This is a genomic window from Streptomyces sp. NBC_01352 (assembly GCF_036237295.1).
Classification (GTDB): domain Bacteria; phylum Actinomycetota; class Actinomycetes; order Streptomycetales; family Streptomycetaceae; genus Streptomyces; species Streptomyces plumbiresistens.
In genome coordinates, this window is record NZ_CP108354.1 from 8,680,984 (window position 1) to 8,699,121 (window position 18,138).

The following is an 18,138-nucleotide window of genomic DNA, read 5'->3' on the forward strand; positions in this document are numbered from 1 at the left end:
CGGCCGCACCGCCCGCTACGACGGTTCGGCCAGCAGCCGCAGCGCCTCCAGTGAGACGACCGCGCCCCTCTCGACGCCCGCCGCGACCACCTCCCGGTGCGGGTCGTACCCGCCGGTGGTCTCCTCGTCGACGAGTTCGTCGGCGTTCGCCCCGTCGACGACGAGCACGCCACCCGCGACGAGCCCGCGCAGCGAGGCGGTCACCAGCAGCGCCGACAGCTCCATCTCGATGGCCGCGAGCCCCGCACCGGCGTACGAGAACAGCGGAATCAGCCCCGGCTGGAAGGCCGCCCGCGTCCACACGATCCCCCGGTGGTGCGGGGCGCCCGCCTCGCGGGCCGCGCGCTGGAGCGCGATCACCGCTTCCGGCGCCGACACGGCCGGGTACTCCGGCGGCAGCAACTGCTGCGTCACCCCGTCGTCCCGTACGGCCGCCTCCGCGATGACGAGGTCGCCGTCCCCGATGCCGGGCTTCATCGAGCCCGCCGTCCCGAACCGGATGAAGGTGCGGACCCCCGCGTCCGCCAGCTCCCGGAACAGCAGGATCGCACCCGGCCCGCCCACCCCGTGCGAGGCCACGACGACCGGCACGCCCTTCCAACTGCCGCTGAACACACGGTACTCGCGGTGGTATGAGACCTCCTCGGCACCGTCGAGGAGCGCCGCGACGGCCGCCGCACGCGCCGGGTCGCCGACGACGACCGCGTGCGCCGGGAGCCCGGTGCGGGGTATGCGGGTGATGGGCAGCAGGTCCAGCGTCATGAGGCGGCTCCGGAAGGAGGGGTACGGCGACGGCGGCGGGCGGTCGTGAGGAGTCACCGGGTTGTTTCCGGGCGCTCTTGTGACGGTGTCAGGCAGCGTCGAACCACTTCTTGCCCGTCAGTCCTTGCCCGGGGCGCCCGATCCCCGTCGTCCGCCCGGTCGTCGGGCAGTTTGGCGACCCCCACGAGCCCGGACTCCGGGGCCCCTGGAACGACCCTCGGGATTCGCCTGATCGATGTCCATGCGCTCATGAAAGCACCCGGCACTGACAGCCGGGCACACGCCCGAGGGGGCGGCTCCGTCGGCGCGGAGCCGCCCCCTCGGCGTCGTACCGCCTACTTCTTGTCGAGCAGGTCCTGCACCTTCGCGCGGACGTCGTCCGTCGCCAGGCCCCGGATCGTCAGCGTCGTACGGCGGCGCAGCACGTCGTCCGTCGTCTCGGCCCACTCGTTGTCGCGGGCGTAGACGACCTGCGCCCAGATCTCCGGGGCGTCCGGGTGGACGCGCTCGGCGAGTTCAGGGTTGTCATTGGCGATGCGGGCGATGTCGAAGGCCAGCGAACCGTAGTGCGTGGCCAGGTGCCTGGCCGTGTCGGCGGCCATGCGCGGACCCGGCGCGGGGTGGTCGACCAGCAGACGGTGGGCGACCGCGCGCGGGTTGGCGACCCCCGGCAGCGGCAGCTTCTTCGGCAGCGAGGAGATCGGCTCGAAGTCGTCACCCAGGGGGTGACCCGGCAGCGCCTCCAGCTTCTGCATGACCGTACGGCCGATGTGCCGGAAGGTCGTCCACTTGCCGCCCGCGACGGACAGCATCCCGCCCTTGCCCTCGGTCACCACGGTCTCGCGCTTGGCCTTCGCCGTGCTGCCGGGGCCACCCGGAAGCACGCGCAGACCCGCGAACGCGTACGTGATGAGGTCACGGTCGAGTTGCTGGTCGCGGATGGAGAACGCGGCCTCGTCGAGTATCTGGGCGGTGTCCTTCTCGGTGACCGAGACGTCCGCCGGGTCGCCCTCGAACTCCTCGTCGGTCGTGCCGAGCAGCAGCATGTCCTCCCAGGGCAGGGCGAAGGTGATGCGGTACTTGTCGATCGGGGTGGCGAGCGCGGCCCGCCAGGGGGAGGTGCGCTTCAGGACCAGGTGCGCGCCCTTGGACAGGCGGATGGACGGCGCCGCGTTCGGGTCCTCCAGCTTGCGCAGGTGGTCGACCCACGGACCGGTCGCGTTCAGGACGAGCCGGGCGTTCACGCCGAACTCGTCGCCGGACTGCCGGTCGCGCAGGTCGGCGCCCGTGACCCGGCCCTTGGTGAAGCGCAGGCCGGTGACCTCGGCGTGGTTCAGCACGACCGCGCCCGCCTCGACGGCCGCGCGGACCGTCATCAGCGCCATCCGCGAGTCGTTCATCTGGTCGTCGCCGTACACGGCCACGGCCTTGAGGTTGTCGGTGCGCAGTTCGGGCACGTCCCGCGCGGCCTTCGAGGGGCTGAGCAGGTGGCCCACGCCGTCACCGAAGGCGGACAGGGCGGAGTAGGCGAACACGCCCGCTCCGAGCTTCGCCGCGCCGTGCGGCCCGCCCTTGTACACGGGGAGGTAGAAGGTGAGCGGGTTCGCCAGGTGGGGGGCCACCTGGCGGGAGACCGCACGGCGCTCGAAGTGGTTCTCCGCCACCAGCCGCACCGCGCCGGTCTGCAGGTAGCGCAGACCGCCGTGGAGCAGCTTGGAGGAGGCGGAGGAGGTGGCGCCGGCGAAGTCGCCGGCGTCGACCAGAGCCACCCTGAGGCCGGACTGCGCGGCGTGCCAGGCGGTGGAGATGCCCAGGATGCCGCCGCCGATGACGAGGAGGTCGTACGACGCCTTGGAGAGTTGCTCCCGGGTCTCGGCTCGGCTCGGATTCGAGCCGAAGGCCGGGTGCGTACCGAGGGCGGGCACGGACTGCAGGGTGGACTGACTGGTCATTCGGGTTCTTACTCCTCGTCCTCGAGCCAGCCCATGGTCCGCTCGACGGCCTTGAGCCAGCTCTTGTACTCACGGTCGCGGATCTCCGCGTCCATGCGGGGGGTCCACTCGGCGGCCCGGCGCCAGTTGGCGCGCAGGTCGTCGGTGCTGGTCCAGAAGCCGACGGCGAGGCCGGCGGCGTAGGCGGCGCCGAGGCAGGTGGTCTCGGCGACCATCGGGCGCACCACGGGGGCGTCCAGGAAGTCCGAGAGCGTCTGCATCAGCAGGTTGTTGGAGGTCATGCCGCCGTCGACCTTGAGGGCCGTGAGCTCGACGCCGGAGTCCTTCGTCATGGCGTCGCTGATCTCACGGGTCTGCCAGGCGGTGGCCTCCAGGACGGCGCGCGCGAGGTGCGCCTTGGTGACGTACCGGGTGAGGCCGGCGATCACACCGCGGGCGTCCGGACGCCAGTACGGGGCGAACAGGCCGGAGAAGGCCGGCACGAAGTACGCGCCGCCGTTGTCCTCGACCGACAGCGCGAGCGTCTCGATCTCGGCGGCGGTGCTGATCAGGCCCATCTGGTCGCGCATCCACTGCACCAGCGAACCGGTGACGGCGATCGAGCCCTCCAGGGCGTAGACCGGCTTGTCGTCGCCGATCCGGTAGCCCACGGTGGTCAGCAGTCCGCTGTACGAGTTGATGATCTTCTCGCCGGTGTTCATCAGCATGAACGTGCCGGTGCCGTACGTGGACTTGGCCTCGCCCTCGGAGAAACAGGTCTGGCCGAACAGGGCCGCCTGCTGGTCACCGAGCGCGGAGGCGACCGGGATGCCGCCGAGCAGGTCGCCCAGCTTGCCGCCGGTGATCTCGCCGTAGACCTCGGCGGAGGACCGGATCTCCGGCAGCATCGCCAGCGGGACGCCGATGGACTCGGCGATCTTCGGGTCCCACTCCAGCGTGTGCAGGTTCATCAGCATGGTGCGGGAGGCGTTGGTGACGTCGGTGACGTGCCTGCCGCCGTTGACACCACCGGTCAGGTTCCAGATGACCCAGCTGTCCATGGTGCCGAAGAGGATGTCGCCGGCCTCGGCGCGCTCCCGCAGGCCCTCGACGTTGTCGAGCAGCCAGCGGGCCTTGGGCCCGGCGAAGTACGAGGCCAGCGGCAGGCCGGTCTCACGGCGGAAGCGGTCCTGGCCGACGTTGCGGCCGAGCTCCCTGCAGAGCGCGTCGGTGCGGGTGTCCTGCCAGACGATGGCGTTGTGGACGGGCTCACCGGTGTTCTTGTCCCAGAGCAGCGTGGTCTCGCGCTGGTTGGTGATGCCGATGGCCTTGATGTCGTCGCGGGTGATGCCGGCCTTCTCGATGGCGGAGGCGACGACCTCCTCGACGTTGGTCCAGATCTCGGTGGCGTTGTGTTCGACCCAGCCCGGCTTCGGGAAGATCTGCTCGTGCTCCTTCTGGTCGACGGAGACGATACGGCCGTCCCGGTCGAAGACGATGCAGCGGCTGGAGGTGGTGCCCTGGTCGATCGCGGCGATGAACGGGCCGTGCCCGTGGGATGCGATGCCGGCGGTGTGGGCGTCGGTCACTGTGTGCTCCTGGGAGTCCGTGGTTGAGGGGCTGTACGTACGGCGCGTGCTGTGCGGCTCGGCGCTCCGTGCTCGAACGGATGAGACACCGTGCTCCTAAGCGAATGCGACGTTGTAGATGCCTGCGGCGATGGCGGCGCCGATCAGCGGACCGACCACCGGGATCCAGGCGTAGCCCCAGTCGGAGCCGCCCTTGTTGGGGAGGGGCAGGAGGGCGTGCACGATACGCGGACCGAGGTCACGCGCCGGGTTGATCGCATAGCCGGTCGGGCCGCCGAGGGACAGACCGATCGAGACGACCACGAACGCGGTGATCAGGGCGCCCAGGGTGCCGAGACCGTCGCCGTTCGCGTTCAGGCCCTGCGTGAGGATGGCCAGCACCAGCACCACGGTGCCCACGATCTCCGTGGCGAGGTTCTGCCACACGACCGGGATCTCGGGACCGGTGGAGAAGATGCCGAGGACCGGGCCCGCGCCCTTCTCCTGGGCCTCGACGGCCTTGGCCTTGGTGGCCTGGGCCCCCGGGCCGCCGACGATCTCTCTGTCGGTGAGGTGGGCGTGGAACTGGCCGTAGTAGGCGACCCAGACCAGGGCCGCGCCGATCATGGCGCCGAGCAGCTGTCCGGCCCAGTAGACCGGGACGTCGCTCCAGTCGCCGTCCTTGATGGCGAGGGCGAGCGTCACTGCCGGGTTGAGGTGGGCGCCGGAGAGCGGCGCCGAGATGTACACGGCCGTCATGACGGCGAAACCCCACCCGAAGGCGATGGCGAGCCAGCCGGCGTTGCGTGCCTTGGAGGCCTTCAGCGTGACAGCGGCGCAGACGCCGCCGCCGAGCAGGATGAGTATGGCGGTACCGATGGTCTCGCCGATGAAGATGTCGGAGCTGGACACCCGCGACTCCTTTGTCCTTCGTCCAGGGGAAGAGCTGCCGGCCCTTGGCGTTGTCTCACTGTAACGCCTATTGCCGGTCGGTGTTCGACAATGTCGACCGATGGACGGGAGTCTTGCTCTGGCGTTACAGGCACGTCAAGAGTTCTGTTGTCGAAAACACGATCGTTACTGATTGCCCTGTGCTATCGATCTTCCGCCGCCCGGGGGACCAGGGCACCTCGGCGCATGACGAGGGCCGGAACGCCCAAGGCGTCCCGGCCCTTTTCGCTGTCGGCTGCGCTGTCGGCTTCGCTCAGAAGCGCGCGGCGCCCAGATCCCGCGACACCGCGCGTGCGCAGTCCCGAACCGCCGCGATCAGCTCGGCACGCAGCTCGCCGTCCCGGCACAGCCGCTCCACGGCGCCGGTGATGCCGACCGCGCCCACGGGCATGCGCCGGCGGTCGTGGATGGGCGCGGCGACGGAGGCGACGCCCTCCCAGGTCTCCTCGACGTCGGCCGCGTACCCACGCGCGCGCGTCATGTCCAGGATCTGTTCGAAGGCGTCCAGATCGCATACGGTCCGGTCTGTGAACGCCTTGCGGTCGCTCTCCAGCGCCTCGCTGTGCGCGACCGGATCGTAGGCCGAGAGGACCTTGCCCAGCGCCGTACAGTGCAGAGGCTGCATGGCCCCGATCTCCAGGACCTGCCGGCTGTCGTCGGGCCGGAAGACGTGGTGCACGATCAGTACGCCCTGCTGGTGCAGGACGCCCAGATGGACGCTCTCACCGCTGGAGCGGGCCAGGTCGTCCGTCCACACCAGGGCGCGCGCCCGCAGCTCGTGAACGTCCAGGTAGGTGGTGCCCAGGCGCAGCAGTTCGGCGCCCAACTGGTAGCGGCCCGAGGCGTCGTCCTGCTCCACGAAGCCCTCCTGCTGGAGGGTGCGCAGGATGCCGTGCGCGGTGCCTTTGGCGAGGCCCAACGACGAGGCGATGTCCGAGAGGCCGAGCCGACGTTCGCCGCCCGCGAGGAGCCGCAGCATCGCGGCCGCCCGTTCGAGCGACTGGATGTTCCGTGCCATCGCCGTACTGCCTCCGTCCCCTTCGACCGCCGACCGCGGCGCCCGCTGCCGCCGTTCGGCAATGTCGAACACTACCGGTCCATGCCGACCTCCCGCTAATGGTCGGTCCGGATCCGTTGCGTCACTCGTATCCCGTGCGTGACCTCGCCGCCATCCTCGTCCGCCCCGTGGACGCCCCGACCGGCAGGTCGGCGACCGGTTACCCTGGCGGCGTGCGCCCCCGGGGAGAGTGCCACGGGTGACGCAAAGCCGACAGCCGTCGCACCTTGAGGGAGCCCTTTCATGGCCTCTGTGCCGCCGACCCCTTCCGCCGACAGCCGGACTCGTGTGTCCGCGCTTCGAGACGCGCTCGCCTCCCGTGTGGTGGTGGCCGACGGAGCGATGGGCACCATGCTCCAGGCGCAGGACCCCACGCTGGAGGACTTCGAGAACCTCGAGGGCTGCAACGAGATCCTGAACCTGACCCGCCCCGACATCGTGCGCTCCGTCCACGAGGCGTACTTCGCCGTGGGCGTCGACTGCGTCGAGACCAACACCTTCGGCGCCAACCACTCGGCCGCGACCGAGTACGAGATCGCCGACCGCGTGCATGAACTGTCGGAGGCGGGTGCCCGCATCGCCCGCGAGGTGGCCGACGAGTTCACCGCCTCGACCGGGCAGCAGCGCTGGGTGCTGGGCTCGGTGGGCCCGGGCACCAAGCTGCCCACGCTCGGCCACATCTCCTACGCGACGATCCGCGACGGCTACCAGGCCAACGCCGAGGGCCTGCTGGCCGGCGGATCCGACGCCCTCATCGTCGAGACGACCCAGGACCTGCTCCAGACCAAGGCCTCGGTGCTCGGCGCCCGCCGTGCGATGGAGGCGACCGGCGTCGAGGTGCCCCTCCTGGTCTCGATGGCCTTCGAGACGACCGGGACGATGCTGCTGGGTTCGGAGATCGGTGCCGCGCTGACCGCGCTGGAGCCGCTGGGCATCGACATGATCGGCCTCAACTGCTCGACCGGCCCCGCCGAGATGAGCGAGCACCTGCGCTATCTCACCCGCCACTCCCGCATCCCGCTGCTGTGCATGCCGAACGCGGGCCTGCCGATCCTCACGAAGGACGGCGCCCACTTCCCGCTGGACCCGGAGGGACTGGCGGACGCTCAGGAGACCTTCGTACGCGACTACGGCCTGAGCCTGATCGGCGGCTGCTGCGGCACCACCCCCGAACACCTGCGCCAGGTCGTCGAGCGCGCCCGCGAACTCAGGCCCGGTGCGCGTGATCCGCGTCCGGAGCCGGGTGCGGCGTCGTTGTATCAGACGGTGCCGTTCCGTCAGGACACCGCCTATATGGCGATCGGGGAGCGGACGAACGCGAACGGGTCGAAGAAGTTCCGTCAGGCGATGCTGGAGGGCCGCTGGGACGACTGTGTGGAGATCGCCCGCGAGCAGATCCGCGAGGGCGCCCACATGCTCGACCTGTGCGTGGACTACGTCGGCCGGGACGGGGTCGCGGACATGGAGGAGCTGGCCGGCCGGTTCGCGACCGCCTCCACGCTGCCGATCGTGCTGGACTCCACCGAGGTCGACGTCCTTGCGGCCGGACTGGAGAAACTCGGCGGACGCGCGGTGATCAACTCGGTCAACTACGAGGACGGCGACGGCCCCGACTCCCGCTTCGCCAAGGTCACCCGGCTCGCCCGGGAACACGGCGCGGCACTGATCGCGCTGACCATCGACGAACAGGGCCAGGCCCGCACCGTCGAGCACAAGGTCGCCATCGCCGAACGCCTCATCGAGGACCTGACGACGAACTGGGGCATCCACGAGTCCGACATCCTCATCGACACCCTGACCTTCACCATCTGCACCGGCCAGGAGGAATCCCGCGGCGACGGCATCGCCACCATCGGGGCGATCCGCGAACTCAAGGCCCGCCACCCGGACGTGCAGACCACCCTGGGACTGTCGAACATCTCCTTCGGTCTCAACCCGGCCGCCCGGATGCTCCTCAACTCCGTGTTCCTGGACGAGTGCGTCAAGGCCGGCCTGGACTCGGCGATCGTCCACGCGAGCAAGATTCTCCCCATCGCCCGCTTCACCGAGGAGGAAGTCACCACCGCCCTGGACCTGATCTACGACCGGCGGGCGGAGGGCTATGACCCGCTGCAGAAGCTGATGGCCCTGTTCGAGGGCGCCACCACCAAGTCGCTGAAGGCCGGGCGGGCCGAGGAGCTGGCCGCGCTGCCGCTGGAGGAGCGCCTCAAGCGGCGCATCATCGACGGCGAGAAGAACGGCCTGGAGCAGGATCTGGACGCCGCCCTGCAGACCCGTCCGGCGCTGGACATCGTCAACGAGACGCTGCTGGACGGCATGAAGGTGGTCGGGGAGCTGTTCGGGTCGGGGCAGATGCAGCTGCCGTTCGTGCTGCAGTCCGCCGAGGTGATGAAGACCGCGGTCGCCTACCTGGAACCGCACATGGAAAAGGTCGAGGGCGACGAGGCCGGCAAGGGCACCATCGTGCTGGCCACGGTGCGCGGCGACGTCCACGACATCGGCAAGAACCTGGTCGACATCATCCTGTCGAACAACGGCTACAACGTGATCAACCTGGGCATCAAGCAGCCCGTCTCCGCGATCCTGGAGGCCGCCGAGGAACACAGGGCGGACGTGATCGGCATGTCCGGGCTGCTGGTCAAATCCACGGTGATCATGAAGGAGAACCTGCAGGAACTCAACCAGCGCGGCCTGGCCGCCGACTTTCCCGTCATCCTGGGCGGCGCCGCCCTGACAAGGGCCTACGTCGAGCAGGACCTGCACGAGATCTACCAGGGCGAAGTCCGCTACGCCCGGGACGCCTTCGAGGGCCTGCGCCTGATGGACGCCCTGATCGGCGTCAAACGCGGCGTGCCCGGCGCGGTGCTGCCCGAACTCAAACAACGCCGCGTGCGCCCCGCCGCCGCGGTCGAGGTCGAGGAGCGCCCCGCCGAGGGCGCGGTCCGCTCCGATGTGGCCGTCGACAACCCGGTCCCCGCCCCGCCGTTCTGGGGCAGCCGCGTCATCAAGGGCATCCAGCTCAAGGAATACGCCGCCTGGCTCGATGAGGGCGCCCTGTTCAAGGGCCAGTGGGGACTGAAGCAGGCCCGCACCGGCGACGGACCCACCTATGAGGAACTCGTCGAGAGTGAGGGCCGGCCCCGGCTGCGCGGCCTGCTCGACCTGCTGCAGCGGGACAACCTCCTGGAGGCCGCCGTGGTCTACGGCTACTACCGCTGCGTGTCCAAGGACGACGACCTGATCCTGCTGGACGAGCAGGGCAACGAGACCACCCGCTTCACCTTCCCCCGCCAGCGCCGCGGCCGCCGGCTGTGTCTGGCCGACTTCTTCCGCCCCGAGGAATCCGGCGACACCGACGTGGTCGGCCTGCAGGTCGTCACCGTCGGCTCAAAGATCGGCGAGCAGACCGCGAAACTCTTCGAGGCCAACGCCTACCGCGACTACCTCGAACTGCACGGCCTGTCCGTCCAGCTCGCCGAGGCCCTCGCCGAGTACTGGCACGCCCGGGTCCGCTCCGAACTCGGCTTCGCCGGCCAGGACCCCGACGCCATGGAAGACATGTTCGCCCTCAAATACCGCGGCGCCCGCTTCTCCCTGGGCTACGGCGCCTGCCCCAACCTCGAAGACCGCGCCAAGATCGCCGACCTCCTGAAACCCGAACGGATCGGCGTCCACCTCTCCGAGGAATTCCAGCTCCACCCCGAACAGTCCACCGACGCCATCGTCATCCACCACCCCGAAGCCAAATACTTCAACGCACGCTGAGACGAGTCTCACCGAGCACACTGATCGGATAAGTCGTAGACTGGTCGGTCCATCGCAGGCCGGTTCCCCATGTGGGAACCGGCCTGATCGTCCCTCAAGGAGGTGCGCCCGGATGACCAGTACGGTCCCTGCGCCAGACACTCGTACGGCCGAAGGCTCTGCCTTGCAGGCCGTGCTCCTCGACATGGACGGAACCCTGGTGGACACCGAGGGATTCTGGTGGGACGTCGAGGTCGAGATCTTCGCCGGCCTCGGCCACGCCCTCGACGACTCCTGGCGCCATGTCGTGGTCGGCGGCCCCATGAGCCGCAGCGCGGGGTTCCTGATCGAGGCCACCGGAGCCGACATCGCCCTCGCGGAGCTCACCGTGCTGCTGAACCAGGGCTTCGAGGACCGGATCGACCGTGCCCTGCCGCTGATGCCGGGAGCGACCCGGCTGCTGGCCGAGCTGGCCGCGCACGACATTCCCACGGCCCTGGTCTCCGCCTCGCACCGGCGCATCATCGACCGGGTGCTCACCTCGCTGGGTCCCCAGTACTTCGCCCTGACGGTCGCCGGTGACGAGGTGGGGCGTACCAAACCGCACCCCGATCCGTATCTCTTCGCCGCCGCCGGGCTGGGCGTGGATCCGGCCAGATGCGCGGTCGTCGAGGACACCTCGACCGGCGTCGCGTCGGCGGAGGCCGCGGGCTGCCATGTGGTGGTGGTGCCCTCGGTGGTGCCCATCGCCCCGGCCGCCCGGCGCACCGTCGTGACCTCGCTCGAAGAGGTGGACCTGGCATTTCTGCGCGGCCTGATGACGGAAATGCGCTAGGCGTTCACCCAGCGTGCAGCGCCGATAGGGCATGAATTCCGCGAGAGGAATTGGACCGCGGCGGATGGCTGAATTCCGGCATGGGATCAGACCGTTGGTTATGTGACGTTCCCCACTCGCGCAGTGGTCGACAGGGGGTGGGGTGTGTGGTCGCCGCTCTCTGTCGAGGGGTTGAGGCGTGCCCTTGTGTCCCGATTCATGAAAGCCTGCACTAATCCTTCCGGCCTTGGGTTTTCGGTCTGTCCGCAGCCGGTTTCGCTGCGTGATGGGGCCTCAACTCCGGTGGCTGCGAGCTGTCCTGCGGGTCCGGACTAACCTCCTAGCGAGAACATCGGCTTACCCCGTGATCCGCTGCGACACCCCATGCATGCCGGGTACACGGACTCGACAGCTCTGGAGAAACTCGAGCATGAACCGCAAGACTTTGGTGCTGCCGGCCGTGATCGGGCTGCTCGCGCCGGTGCTCGCTGCCTGTGGCGGGTCCGACAGCGGGAGTGACGGCGGCAGCTCGATCGTCGTCGGCACCACGGACCGGTTCACCGCCTCGAAGGACGCCCCCGCGCCCCTCGATCCGGCGTACGCCTACGACGTCGGCTCCTGGAACATCCTGCGCCAGACCGTGCAGACCCTGATGATCCAGCCCAAGGGCGAGGGCGACCCCGTACCCGAGGCCGCCCAGAGCTGTGGTTTCACCGACTCCGGCAACGAGCGCTACGCCTGCAAGCTCCGTGACGGTCTGAAGTTCGCCAACGGCGACGCCGTCACCGCCGAGGACGTGAAGTTCTCGATCGACCGTGCCCGCGCCATCAAGGCGGACAGCGGTGTGTTCGCCCTGCTGTCCACCATCGACACCGTCGAGACGCAGGGTGACAACGAAGTCATCTTCCACCTCAAGACCGCCGACGCCACCTTCCCGTTCAAGCTGTCGACCCCCGTCGCCGGCATCGTCAACCCCGACGACTACGAGAAGGACAAGCTGCGCGACGGCTTCGACGTGGACGGCTCGGGTCCGTACACCCTGCAGGCCGAGGTCAAGAACGACGAGCTCGTCGACGCCGTGTTCACCAAGAACCCCGACTACAAGGGGACGCTGCAGGTGAACAACGAGAAGATCAGCATGCGCTCCTTCGAGGACGCCGATGCCATGGGCGCCGCGCTCGAAAAGGGCGACATCAACGTGATGACCCGCACCATGTCGCCGAAGCAGATCGACAAGCTCACCAACGCCACCGACGGCGACATCGACGTCGTGGAGACGGCCGGCCTGGAGATCCGCTACCTGGGCTTCGACACCGACGCTCCGTCGGTGAAGTCCAAGGCGGTCCGCCAGGCGATGGCCCAGATCATCAACCGCAGCGAACTCGTCGCCAAGGTCTACGGCTCCCAGGCCGAGCCGCTGTACTCGATGGTCCCGGCCAGCATCACGGGCCACTCCAACGCGTTCTTCAACAAGTACGGCGACCCGAACGTCACCAAGGCCAAGGCCATGCTGAGCGCGGCCAACGTCACCACGCCGGTGAAGCTGACACTGCACTACACGACCGACCACTACGGCCCGGCCACCAAGCAGGAGTTCGAGGTGCTGCAGAAGCAGCTCAACGACACCGGCCTGTTCGACGTCGGCATCGAGGGCACCCCCTGGGACACCTTCCGTCCTGCCGAGCAGAAGGGCGAGTACGACGTCTACGGCATGGGCTGGTTCCCTGACTTCCCGGACGCCGACAACTACCTCGCGCCGTTCCTCGACAAGGACAACACCATCGGCTCGCCGTATGTGAACAGCGAGATCCGCAACACCCTGATCCCGGACTCCCGCCGCGAGGCGGACCGGTTGGCCGCGTCGGCCGACCTGACGGACATTCAGGACATCGTCGCCGACGACGTTCCCGTTCTCCCGCTGTGGCAGGGCAAGCAGTACGTCGCCGCCCGCGACGACGTCACGGGAACCGCGTACGCGCTCAACTCCTCCTCGACGCTTCAGCTGTGGGAGCTCGGCCGTGGTGTGAGCGGCTGACACTGCCCGCACCCGGGGGCCCGGGAGGGTGGCCCCGGGTTCCCGACATCTACGACAAGGCACCTGCACGTGAACATGCGTAACCAGTGGCCGGTCCTGCCCATCGTGGCGGGGCTGGCCTCCGGCCTGTTGACCGGCTGTGGAACGGAGTCCGGCGGCTCCGGAAGCAGCGGTTCCACGGTGGTGATGGGGATGTCCGACGACGTCCTGGCCACCGACCCCGCCTCCGGCTACGACCCCGGCTCCTGGCTGATGTTCAACAACGTCTTCCAGTCGCTGCTGAGCTTCCCCAGGGGCGCCACGGAACCGCAGCCGGAGGCCGCCGAGGAGTGCTCCTTCACGGACACGCGGACCCAGGTCTACGAGTGCACGCTGAAGGACGGTCTCAAGTTCAGCAACGGTGACTCGCTCACCTCCGAGGACGTCAAGTTCTCCTTCGACCGCATGCTGAAGATCAACGACGACGCCGGTCCCGCGATCATGTTCCCCATGCTGGAGAAGGTCGAGACCCCGGACGAGAAGACGGTGGTCTTCCGCCTCAACACGCCCGACGCCACCTTCCCCAGCAAGATCGCCTCGGGTGCCGGCTCCATCGTCGACCACACCCAGTACGACGCCGACGGGCTGCGCGAGGACGGCGAAGCGGTCGGCTCAGGGCCGTACAAGCTGGACTCCTTCGGCGAGAACGAGGCCGTCTTCTCGGTCAACGAGAACTACAAGGGCACCGCCGACGTGCAGAACACCGGCGTGACGCTGAGGTTCTTCCACGGCGACCAGGCCGCGCTGAAGAAGTCCCTGCTCGACAACAAGGTCGACATCGCCTACCGAGGCCTGTCCGCGAGCGACGTGGCCGACATCGAGCAGGCCGACGACAGCTCCGGTGTCGAGATCGTCGAGGGCAGCAGCGCCGAGGTCCAGCACCTGGTCTTCAACATGGACGACCCGGTCGCCGGCCAGCTCGGCGTCCGCAAGGCCATCGCCCACCTGCTCGACCGCGACGCCCTCATCGAGGACGTCTACCAGGGCACGGCCACCCCGCTGTACTCGATCATCCCGGCGGGCATCTCCGGCCACAACACGGCCTACTTCGACACCTACGGCGCCCGCCCCTCCAAGGCCAAGGCGGCCGCCGCCCTCCAGGCGGACGGCATCACCGGCAAGGTGAAGCTGACCCTCTGGTCGACCCCGTCCCGCTACGGCCCCGCCACCGACGACGAGTTGAAGGCGATCGCCGAACAGCTCAACGCCAGCGGCCTGTTCGACGCCGATGTGCAGTCCGTGGCCTTCGGTCAGTACGAACAGGACATCGCGGACGGCAAGTACGGCGTCTACGTCAAGGGCTGGGTGCCCGACTACCCGGACGCCGACAACTTCACGGCCCCCTTCTTCGGCAAGGGCAACGTGCTGAGCAACAACTACGCCAACGACACCATCACCGGCACGCTCATCCCGCAGACCGCCGCCCAGAGCGACCGCGGGGCGACCGACGACGCCTACGGCAAGCTCCAGGACATCGTCGCCGACGAACTCCCGATCCTGCCCGTCTGGCAGGCCAAGCAGTACGCCGTCACCCGCGAGGACGTCTACGGCCTGGAGTACTGCCTCGACGCCTCGACCGTGTTCCGGTTCTGGGAGCTCAGCAAGGCCTGAGCCAGGTCGTACGACGCCGAGGGCGCCCCCTGCTTGTGTGCGGGGGGCGCCCTCGGCGTCGTACGACTGCTTACTGCGACTGCTTACTGTGCGCCGGGGCGCACCAGCCCGCTCTCGTACGCGTACACCGCCGCCTGTACGCGGTCGCGCAGCCCCAGCTTGGTCAGGACGTGACCGACGTGCGTCTTGACGGTGGTCTCGCTGACGAAGAGGTCGGCGGCGATCTCGGCGTTGGACAGCCCGCGCGCCACCAGCTTCAGTACCTCCACCTCGCGCTCGGTGAGAGTGTGCAGCGTGTCCGGCACCGGTTCCTCGCCGGACGGCAGATGCGTGGCGTACTTGTCGAGGAGCCGGCGCGTGATGCTCGGCGCGAGCATCGCCTCGCCCGCGGCCACCACCCGGATCGCCTGGACCAGCTCGTTGGCCGGGGCGTCCTTGAGCAGGAACCCGCTGGCTCCCGCGCGCAGCGCCTCCACCACGTACTCGTCGAGATCGAACGTGGTCAGCACGAGCACCTTGGCCGGTCCGTCCCGACCGGGCCCGGTGATCTGCCGGGTCGCCTCCACACCGTCCATCCGCGGCATGCGGATGTCCATCAGAACCACATCGGGCTGCAGTGCCCGCACCTGGTCGAGAGCCTGGAGGCCGTCTCCGGCCTCGCCGACGACCGCTAGATCCTGCTCGGCCTCCAGAATCATCCGGAAGCCGGTGCGCAGCAGCGGCTGGTCGTCGACCAGTAGGACGCGGATGGCCACGTAAGTCTCCTTCGCTAGTCCGGCCCCATTCTGCCCTGCGCAGGGTCCCCGGACTCCGGCGCCCTCACCGGCAACGGATAGGGCGGGGGAGTGCCGCCGAACTCCGGGCAGTGGGCCTGGTGGTCGCACCAGCCGCACAGCTTGGTGGGGCGGGGCCGCCAGTCGCCCGATTCCGTGGCCTCCCGGATCGCCTCCCACAGCGCGTGCAGCTTGCGCTCGACGCGCTCCAGGTCGGCGAGGACCGGGTCGTACGTCAGCACGTCACCGCTGCCGAGGTAGACGAGCTGGAGCCGGCGTGGGATCACGTTCTTCAGGCGCCACACCACCAGGGCGTAGAACTTCATCTGGAAGAGGGCGCCCTCGGCGTACTCCGGTCGGGGCGCCTTGCCCGTCTTGTAGTCGACGATCCGCACCTCACCGGTGGGCGCCACGTCGACCCGGTCGATGATCCCGCGCAGCTTCAGCCCGGAGTCCAGCCGGGCCTCGATGAACAGTTCGCGCTCGGCGGGTTCGAGCCGGGTCGGATCCTCCAGCGTGAACCAGCGCTCCACCAGCCGCTCCGCCTCGCCGAGCCAGCGCGCCAGCCGCTCGCCGTCCGGATCGTCGGCGAACAGCTCGACGACCTCGGGCCGGGTCTCCCTGAGCCGGTCCCACTGGCCCGGGATGAGCGACTTGGCACGGGGAGCGGTCCGCTCCGCCGCCGGGGCGTCGAACAGCCGCTCCAGGACCGCGTGCACCAGCGTGCCCCGGGTCGCCGCCTCGCTCGGCTTCTCGGGCAGCCGGTCGATCACCCGGAACCGGTACAGCAGCGGGCACTGCATGAAGTCACCGGCACGGGAGGGGGACAGGGAGGCCGGCGCCACGGCCGTGGACGCGGCTATGGCCGTCGTGGCCATGGTGTCCACTGCCGCTTCCACTGCCGCTTCCGCTGTCGCCGCCGTCGGCTCGGCCGTGACCGGCTGCTCCACCTCTGCGGTGTCGCCGCCGGTGGCCGCCATGACGCCCTCGGTGCTCGTCTCCATGACCACAGACCATACGGCCCGCCACTGACAGTGACCCAGTCACGGTCGCGGCCCCTGCACCGACGGAGGAAACACAGGGGGTGCCGGGGCGAACGCGTCGCGACGGCCGCATACCATCGACCCGAGACCCTCCCGTCCGGCAGGCGCGGGAGACGCTTCGAACGAGGGGACACCGTGGACGAGAGCGGCGGTAGCGGGCAGCCGCGGCCCGGCAACGACGAATCGGCCGAGCACCACGCAGCACCTGCGACCCCGGCCCCCGACCCCGCACACCCCGACGATGCCACCCCGACCGACGAACCGACCATGGTCGTACGCCGGTTGGATCTTCCCGCCGACGACAGCACCGGGGACGACGCCACGGGCGACGACGGCACGGATCGCGAAGTCACGGGTCGCGAGGGGAACGGGCCCGAGGGTACCGGGCCCGCGGAGCACGGCACCGAAGCCGAAGCCAAGGGCACCGAAACCCACGCCACCGAAACCCACGCCACCGAAACCCACGGCACCGCAGAGCAGGGGCGGAACCCGCAGACCACCCCCGACCGCGCCCCCACGCCCGCCCCCGACGACCACCCCCACGCCGACACCCCCGCCGGCGACCGCACCCTCGCGCACTCCGGTCTCGCCAAGGGCCGTCCGCCCAAGCGCCCCAGGGAACCCGGACCCGGCGGCGGGCTGCTGATGGGGCGGCCGTTCGGGGTGCCGGTGTACGTGGCGCCCAGCTGGTTCCTCGTCGCTGCCCTGATCACCTGGGTGTTCGGCGGCCAGCTCGACCGTGTGCTGCCGGAACTCGGCGCCGCCCGCTACCTGGTCTCCCTCTTCTTCGCGGTCGCCTTCTACGCCTCCGTCCTCGTCCACGAACTGGCCCACACGGTCGCGGCCCTGCGCTTCAAGCTGCCCGTCCGCCGCATCCAGCTCCAGTTCTTCGGAGGAGTCTCCGAGATCGAGAAGGAGGCCGAGACCCCGGGCCGGGAGTTCTGGCTGGCCTTCGTCGGCCCGCTCCTCTCCCTGGTCCTCTCCGGCCTCTTCTACCTCGCCCTGCAGCCCGTCGAGCCCGGCACGGTCCCCGGCGTCCTGCTGGCCGGCCTGATGATCTCCAACCTGATCGTGGCCGCCTTCAACCTTCTGCCCGGCCTGCCCCTCGACGGTGGCCGGATGCTCCGCGCGGTCGTCTGGAAGATCACCGGCAGGCCGATGACCGGCACCATCGCCGCCGCCTGGGTCGGCCGCGCCCTCGCCGTCTCCGTCCTGATCGGCCTGCCGCTGCTCACCCAGTCCGGGGCGCTCGGCTCCAATGCCGAGGACAACGTCGGCATGGACACGGTCATGGACGCCCTGCTGGCCGCGATCCTCGCCGCGATCATCTGGACCGGCGCCGGCAACAGCCTGCGCATGGCCCGCCTGCGCGAGCACCTGCCCGAGCTGCGCGCCCGCAACCTCACCCGCCGCGCCGTCCCGGTCGAGACGGACACCCCGCTCTCCGAGGCCCTGCGCCGCGCCAACGCCGCCGGCGCCCGCGCCCTGGTCGTCGTCGACGCCGACGGCCAGCCCATCTCCCTCGTCCGCGAGGCCGCCATCGTGGGCGTACCGGAACACCGCCGCCCCTGGGTCGCCGTCAGCGGCCTCGCCCAGGACCTCACCGACGGCATGCGCGTCTCCGCGGAGCTGGCCGGCGAGGACCTCCTGGACGCCCTGCGCGCCACCCCCGCCACCGAATACCTGGTGGTCGAGGAGACCGGCGAGATCTACGGCGTGCTGTCCGCGGCGGACGTGGAGCGGGCCTTCGTGAAGGCCATGGCCCGCCCCTCCTAGTGGTCGGCACCCCTCACAAACGCCGGTAGGCTGT

General features: G+C 69.6%; 12 protein-coding genes. 5 read left to right on the forward strand and 7 right to left on the reverse strand.

Annotated elements, in window-relative coordinates; translation table 11 throughout:
* Positions 1-15: 15 nt before the first annotated feature.
* The 5 genes from OG252_RS39880 to OG252_RS39900 all read right to left on the reverse strand — a co-directional run bounded on the left by OG252_RS39880 (position 16) and on the right by OG252_RS39900 (position 6,230).
* A complete protein-coding gene (locus tag OG252_RS39880; protein WP_329342307.1) occupies positions 16-762 on the reverse strand; it encodes a nucleoside phosphorylase in 747 nt (248 codons plus the stop codon).
* A gap of 335 nt (positions 763-1,097) precedes the next feature.
* A complete protein-coding gene (locus OG252_RS39885) occupies positions 1,098-2,714 on the reverse strand; it encodes a glycerol-3-phosphate dehydrogenase/oxidase (protein ID WP_266442522.1) in 1,617 nt (538 codons plus the stop codon).
* An 8-nt stretch (positions 2,715-2,722) separates the two neighbouring features.
* On the reverse strand, positions 2,723-4,282 hold the full coding sequence (glpK, locus tag OG252_RS39890) for a glycerol kinase GlpK (RefSeq protein WP_266442525.1): 1,560 nt from the start codon (positions 4,280-4,282) through the stop codon (positions 2,723-2,725).
* A gap of 96 nt (positions 4,283-4,378) precedes the next feature.
* Positions 4,379-5,173: an MIP/aquaporin family protein gene (locus tag OG252_RS39895; RefSeq protein ID WP_266442527.1), complete on the reverse strand. Its 795-nt coding sequence runs from the start codon at positions 5,171-5,173 to the stop codon at positions 4,379-4,381.
* 292 nt (positions 5,174-5,465) lie between these two features.
* Complete coding sequence (locus OG252_RS39900) at positions 5,466-6,230, reverse strand: IclR family transcriptional regulator (RefSeq protein WP_266442530.1); 765 nt, start codon at positions 6,228-6,230, stop codon at positions 5,466-5,468.
* A gap of 282 nt (positions 6,231-6,512) precedes the next feature.
* Between OG252_RS39900 and metH the strand changes: the two genes are divergently transcribed.
* The 4 genes from metH to OG252_RS39920 all read left to right on the forward strand — a co-directional run bounded on the left by metH (position 6,513) and on the right by OG252_RS39920 (position 14,512).
* The gene (metH, locus tag OG252_RS39905) at positions 6,513-10,034 is read left to right on the forward strand and encodes a methionine synthase (protein WP_329342311.1); all 3,522 of its coding nucleotides are present in this window, start codon (positions 6,513-6,515) and stop codon (positions 10,032-10,034) included.
* Between the two features lie 112 nt (positions 10,035-10,146).
* A complete protein-coding gene (locus tag OG252_RS39910) occupies positions 10,147-10,848 on the forward strand; it encodes an HAD family hydrolase (RefSeq protein ID WP_266442534.1) in 702 nt (233 codons plus the stop codon).
* A gap of 409 nt (positions 10,849-11,257) precedes the next feature.
* Positions 11,258-12,862: an ABC transporter substrate-binding protein gene (locus OG252_RS39915; RefSeq protein WP_266442541.1), complete on the forward strand. Its 1,605-nt coding sequence runs from the start codon at positions 11,258-11,260 to the stop codon at positions 12,860-12,862.
* 69 nt (positions 12,863-12,931) lie between these two features.
* Positions 12,932-14,512, forward strand: a complete 1,581-nt coding sequence (locus tag OG252_RS39920) for an ABC transporter substrate-binding protein (protein ID WP_266442544.1) — start codon at positions 12,932-12,934, stop codon at positions 14,510-14,512.
* A gap of 83 nt (positions 14,513-14,595) precedes the next feature.
* Here the strand turns inward: OG252_RS39920 and OG252_RS39925 are convergent, their stop codons facing one another.
* Both OG252_RS39925 and OG252_RS39930 read right to left on the reverse strand, forming a co-directional pair.
* A complete protein-coding gene (locus tag OG252_RS39925; RefSeq protein WP_124443643.1) occupies positions 14,596-15,267 on the reverse strand; it encodes a response regulator in 672 nt (223 codons plus the stop codon).
* A gap of 14 nt (positions 15,268-15,281) precedes the next feature.
* Positions 15,282-16,289, reverse strand: a complete 1,008-nt coding sequence (locus tag OG252_RS39930; RefSeq protein ID WP_266442550.1) for a RecB family exonuclease — start codon at positions 16,287-16,289, stop codon at positions 15,282-15,284.
* 174 nt (positions 16,290-16,463) lie between these two features.
* On the opposite strand from OG252_RS39930, the gene OG252_RS39935 reads away from it, so the two are divergent.
* Entirely contained in the window at positions 16,464-18,104 is a 1,641-nt protein-coding gene (locus OG252_RS39935; RefSeq protein ID WP_329342317.1) for a site-2 protease family protein, read from the forward strand.
* Positions 18,105-18,138 lie beyond the last annotated feature (34 nt).

What these genes read in the sequence shown, in the direction of transcription:
- OG252_RS39880 (WP_329342307.1), bottom strand. Translation starts at nt 762, where the DNA reads ATGACGCTGGACCTGCTGCCCATCACCCGCATACCCCGCACCGGGCTC.
- OG252_RS39885 (WP_266442522.1), bottom strand. Translation starts at nt 2,714, where the DNA reads ATGACCAGTCAGTCCACCCTGCAGTCCGTGCCCGCCCTCGGTACGCAC.
- OG252_RS39900 (WP_266442530.1), bottom strand. Translation starts at nt 6,230, where the DNA reads ATGGCACGGAACATCCAGTCGCTCGAACGGGCGGCCGCGATGCTGCGG.
- metH (WP_329342311.1), top strand. Translation starts at nt 6,513, where the DNA reads ATGGCCTCTGTGCCGCCGACCCCTTCCGCCGACAGCCGGACTCGTGTG.
- OG252_RS39910 (WP_266442534.1), top strand. Translation starts at nt 10,147, where the DNA reads ATGACCAGTACGGTCCCTGCGCCAGACACTCGTACGGCCGAAGGCTCT.
- OG252_RS39915 (WP_266442541.1), top strand. Translation starts at nt 11,258, where the DNA reads ATGAACCGCAAGACTTTGGTGCTGCCGGCCGTGATCGGGCTGCTCGCG.
- OG252_RS39930 (WP_266442550.1), bottom strand. Translation starts at nt 16,289, where the DNA reads ATGGAGACGAGCACCGAGGGCGTCATGGCGGCCACCGGCGGCGACACC.